Source organism: Chamaesiphon sp. OTE_75_metabat_556 (assembly GCF_031378165.1).
Classification (GTDB): Bacteria; Cyanobacteriota; Cyanobacteriia; order Cyanobacteriales; family Chamaesiphonaceae; genus Chamaesiphon.
This window is the reverse complement of sequence record NZ_JANNDR010000410.1, coordinates 1-4,507: the sequence shown is the minus strand read 5'-3', so window position 1 is coordinate 4,507 and position 4,507 is coordinate 1. Positions and strand designations below refer to the sequence as shown.

General features: G+C 49.5%; 7 protein-coding genes. 5 read left to right on the top strand and 2 right to left on the bottom strand.

Going from position 1 to position 4,507, the window contains the following annotated elements:
- Positions 1–34 precede the first annotated feature (34 nt).
- The 5 genes from RMO27_RS16505 (at position 35) to RMO27_RS16485 (ending at position 2,957) form a co-directional block, all read left to right on the top strand.
- Positions 35–553, top strand: a complete 519-nt coding sequence (locus tag RMO27_RS16505; RefSeq protein WP_309734472.1) for a phycocyanin subunit beta — start codon at positions 35–37, stop codon at positions 551–553.
- Positions 554–622: 69 nt separating this feature from the next.
- The gene (gene cpcA / locus RMO27_RS16500; RefSeq protein ID WP_309734470.1) at positions 623–1,111 is read left to right on the top strand and encodes a phycocyanin subunit alpha; all 489 of its coding nucleotides are present in this window, start codon (positions 623–625) and stop codon (positions 1,109–1,111) included.
- 188 nt (positions 1,112–1,299) lie between these two features.
- Complete coding sequence (locus RMO27_RS16495) at positions 1,300–2,133, top strand: HEAT repeat domain-containing protein (protein WP_309734468.1); 834 nt, start codon at positions 1,300–1,302, stop codon at positions 2,131–2,133.
- Between the two features lie 148 nt (positions 2,134–2,281).
- Positions 2,282–2,518 carry a DNA-directed RNA polymerase subunit omega gene (locus tag RMO27_RS16490; RefSeq protein WP_309734466.1) on the top strand — a complete coding sequence of 79 codons (237 nt, stop codon included), beginning with the start codon at positions 2,282–2,284 and terminating at the stop codon, positions 2,516–2,518.
- A 76-nt stretch (positions 2,519–2,594) separates the two neighbouring features.
- Positions 2,595–2,957 (top strand): DUF1818 family protein, encoded by a 363-nt coding sequence (locus tag RMO27_RS16485; protein WP_309734464.1) that lies wholly within the window; start codon positions 2,595–2,597, stop codon positions 2,955–2,957.
- A gap of 31 nt (positions 2,958–2,988) precedes the next feature.
- Here the strand turns inward: RMO27_RS16485 and RMO27_RS16480 are convergent, their stop codons facing one another.
- Positions 2,989–3,207 carry a LapA family protein gene (locus tag RMO27_RS16480; RefSeq protein ID WP_309734461.1) on the bottom strand — a complete coding sequence of 73 codons (219 nt, stop codon included), beginning with the start codon at positions 3,205–3,207 and terminating at the stop codon, positions 2,989–2,991.
- Between the two features lie 159 nt (positions 3,208–3,366).
- A partial coding sequence (locus RMO27_RS16475) for a phosphoglucomutase/phosphomannomutase family protein (protein WP_309734460.1) occupies positions 3,367–4,507 on the bottom strand: 1,141 nt, incomplete at its 5' end.

The following is a 4,507-nucleotide window of genomic DNA, read 5'->3' as shown; positions in this document are numbered from 1 at the left end:
TCGAAACTATTAAACGCAAACAGGATTAAATAATATGTTAGACGGATTCTCCAAAGTAGTCGCCCAAGCAGACGCTCAAGGTCAATACCTGAGCACCGGTCAGTTAGACGCACTTGCCGCCATGGTCGCCGCTGGTAACATTCGGATGGACACAGTCAACCGGATCACCTCCAACTCCTCCACCATCGTCGCCAACGCCGCCCGCAGCCTATTTGCCGAACAACCCAACCTGATCGCCCCTGGTGGAAACGCTTACACCAGCCGTCGGATGGCAGCTTGCTTGCGCGACATGGAAATCATCCTTCGCTATGTCACCTATGCCATCTTCGCCGGCGACGCATCAGTCCTCGACGATCGCTGCTTAAATGGCTTACGCGAAACTTACCTCGCCTTAGGGACACCTGGTTCCTCAGTTGCTGCTGGCGTTCAAAAAATGAAAGACGCAGCCGTCGCCATCGTTGCCGACAAAAATGGCATCACTAACGGCGATTGTAGTGCCATCATCTCCGAAGTCGCGGGTTACTTCGATCGCGCCGCCGCAGCAGTCGGTTAGATCGGAAAATTGACACAAGACCACAGTTTGTAAATTTATCAACCACTTCACCAAGATTTAGCACCAGTCATGAAAACGCCATTAACCGAAGCCGTAGCCACCGCTGATTCCCAAGGCCGCTTTTTGAGCAGCACCGAAATTCAAGTCGCCTTCGGTCGCTTCCGCCAAGCCGGAGCCAGCCTAGCCGCAGCTAAAGGCTTAACTGAAAAAGCCGACTCCCTCGCTAGCGGTGCTGCCAACGCGGTTTACCAAAAATTCCCCTACACCACCACCATGCAAGGCCCCAACTTTGCTGCCAATGAAGTTGGTAAAGCCAAGTGCGTCCGCGACATCGGTTACTACCTGCGGATGGTGACTTATTGTCTCGTTGTCGGTGGAACCGGCCCGATGGATGATTATCTCCTCGGCGGTTTGGCTGAAATCAACAAGACGTTCGACTTAGCCCCGAGCTGGTACATCGAAGCACTCAAGTACATCAAATCCAACCACGGCATGTCTGGTGATGCAGCTGTCGAAGCTAATTCCTACTTGGATTATGCGATCAATGCCTTGAGCTAGTTCCGAGTAGCTCGCTTACCCGAAGTTATCTCCATCCGTTAGCAATTGCGTTGACGAGGGGACGTGACTTCGGGTATTTTTTTGTTTGGTTGTAACTGTTATAGTCGATCGCGAGGTGTGAGGATGGGGATTTAACGCCCTGAGTTTTGGTAAACTGAAGAAAACACTCGCTGCGGCTGCGAACATTTATGACCGAACCTGACTTACTCAAAATCTTACTTCAGGATATTGCTGAAGCAGATTCAGCGACTCGGATGGTAGCAGCTGTTGAAAGGTTGGCTCAGGCGCAGTTAGAAGCTGGCGTACCGCACTTGATTACGGCATTGGGCTATAACAATCCAGGCGCAGCAGTAGCTGCTGTGGAGGGATTGATCTCGATCGGGCAGCCAGCAGTCGAGCCTTTGTTAGAGTTGTTGGATGGATATAATTATGGAGCCAGAGCCTGGGGCTTGAGGGCATTGGCCGGAATTGGCGATCCGCAAGCCCTCGATTTGTTGCTTGATGCGGCGGCTAATGATTTTGCATTGAGTGTCAGACGGGCAGCCGCTAGAGGCTTAGGTACGCTTCACTGGGATGAATTACCCCCAGCATCGATTGTGCCAGCACAAGCCAAAGTCGTTGAGGTGTTAGTTACGGTATCCCAAGACCATGAATGGATCGTCAGATATGCTGCGATTACTGGATTGCAAGAATTGGCGATCGCCAGTACTGTCTCACATCCCGATCTGACCCGTCAAATTTTGCTACGTTTCGATCGATTGGTAGAGATCGATGACAACCTCGCCGTCATTGCCCGTATTTGGTTGGCGCAAAAAACAATTCAGACCCATATTCACGAGATCCTATCTCAACAACCAATCTTAGAACAGCAGATCTCGATCCTCCATAACAATAGCAATGCCAATGATTGGCAAGCAACATTAGAAAAACTCTACGCCCGCAAACGCCAATCTCAACCTTATCCAGAAGGCGATCCACACAAGTTTCGCGAAGTCGCTGCGGCAATTTTTCGAGGAGAGTAAGTAATTCGATCGAGTATTGCGAGCTTAGAATTTGGTTGTACCTATTGGCAACTCACCAGTCTCTCCGTCTCTCCGTCTCCCAGTTTCCCATTTGCCACCATCCATCAGGTACACTAGAGGAAGATTGCCACTGTCTTCAGGAGTAAATATGATTCAACGTCGCGCGCATTCCCACTTTGACTCGATCCAGATTGCTTATCGAGCAGAGGAATTGATCGGCGCAGCTTCTAATCGCTACAAAATTACGGTACAAGTGGCAAATAGAGCGAAGAAACGCCACCGTTATGAATCTGACAATATTGACGACCCGACGATTAAACCCGTAATGCGTGCCATTATCGAGATGTCTGACGAGCTAACTCAGCCAGAGATCTTAGGTGACTAAATCGTAATTGACGATCGATTGAGGGGAGATTATTCACGAGATAATCTCCCCTTATTGTTTGGAGCTGAAAGAATAGATGGGAAAAGTACTCAAAGCTGGTGCAGGCTGGCGAATCGGCTGGAATCCAGGCAATGAATATCAAGGATTAGTCGGTAGTGACGACTGGGCGTTTGAACTTACTAATACCGAACTGGCTGATTTCTGTCGATTACTGGGACAATTGGCAGATAATATGCGATCGATCCAAGCCGAATTGATGGATGAAGAGAGCATCGCTTGTGAAGCCGAAAGCGATCTAATCTGGATGCAAGTACAGGGCTTTCCTCATCAATATAGCTTGCGGCTGATTTTAAATACTGGACGTAGTTGCGAAGGCAATTGGAGTGCTGATGCAGTGCCGGAGTTAATTGTTGCAGCCGCAAGTATCCAGTTTTTTTAGTCAGGTTGGAGCTGAGTTATCGCTGATGGGTCTACTTGCGATCGTCAGTAGTACTATTGCCAAGTAACGGGATGCAGCCGCCAAGGATAAAGCCGATAGCCGCCGCACCTGACAGTATTAGCCCCCAAGGTAGATCGATCGATCTCCAGAACACAAACCGCAGACTGACTAAGCTAGCATTCTGGACTGATACTAATGCGATCGTCACGACCCAAACCGCAACAATAACTGAAATAATTAACTTCGTCATACTTAATTCTGCGATCTCAAAGAATTCGATCAGATAGATCGATCTTAACTGAGAAGCTGAGATTCTAGAGGGAAGTGCTGTCAGCAGAAACTCAAATAGGATCGAGGATCGGCATAAATGAAGAATTATCCCGATCCCCTATCCTCTATTCTCTATTCCCTACTTCAAAGCATCAATCGCTGCTTCCATCGCCGAGGCTAGTTTATTCAACTGCTCGGCAGAATGAGTCTCCAGATAGACGCGGATCAGTGGCTCGGTACCAGAGGCACGCAACAGCACCCAGCTACCATCAGCGAGATAGAATTTCACGCCATCTTTCCGACCAACTTCTTTGATGTCAATTCCGGCGATATTCGTCGGTGGCTGTTCGCTATAACTCTTCATTACCGCTTCTTTGTGCGCATTGTCTAGATGTAAATCCAGACGACGATTCGATAAAGGGCCACCCGCTTCGGCGATGACTTCAGCGACCATTTGGCTCAATGGTTTGCCTTCATAAGCGATCGCTTCGGCAATCAGCATATCTGCCAGGATGCCATCTTTTTCGGGAATGTGGCCGATCACGCTCAAGCCGCCCGATTCTTCCCCACCGATCAGCACGGGGATAATCCGCATCTGTTCGCCGATATATTTGAAGCCGACAGCAGTTTCAATCAGGGGGACACCATGCTTGGCTGCAAAGTTGTCGAGGAGGTGGGTAGTCGCCACCGTGCGGACGATCGCACCCGTTTTACCTTTGTTTTTGATTAAATGTTTGGCCAGAACTAGGAGGACGGTATTGGGCGTGAGCATGTTACCCAGCTCATCGACGATCCCAAATCGATCGGCATCGCCATCGGTAGCGACACCCAGATCGGCTTTATCCTTTTGGACGGCGGCAATTAGCTCTCCCAAGAGTTCTGCTTTTGGTTCGGGCATCCCGCCGCCAAATAAGACATCTCTTTGCATGTGGAAGTTTTCGATCTCACATCCGCAATGGAGCAATACTTTGTCCAAATAGCCCCGCGAAGTGGAATACATCGCATCAAATTTGACCTTGAGCTTGGCCGATCGAATCCGCTCGACATCCAGCAGGGTATAAATAAATTTGAAATACTCTGGCTGTGGGTCGAAGGTGCTAATCTTGCTGCTATTTTTCTTTTCTGGCGGTGCGTCGCTAGCAGCAGCTAGATTGCCAACGATCGTATCGGTGATTTCTAAAGTCGCTGGCCCAGCATAATCGGGGATATATTTAATCCCACAATAGGCGGCGGGATTGTGGCTGGCGGTAAACATCAGCGCACCCGCAGAATTGAGGTGC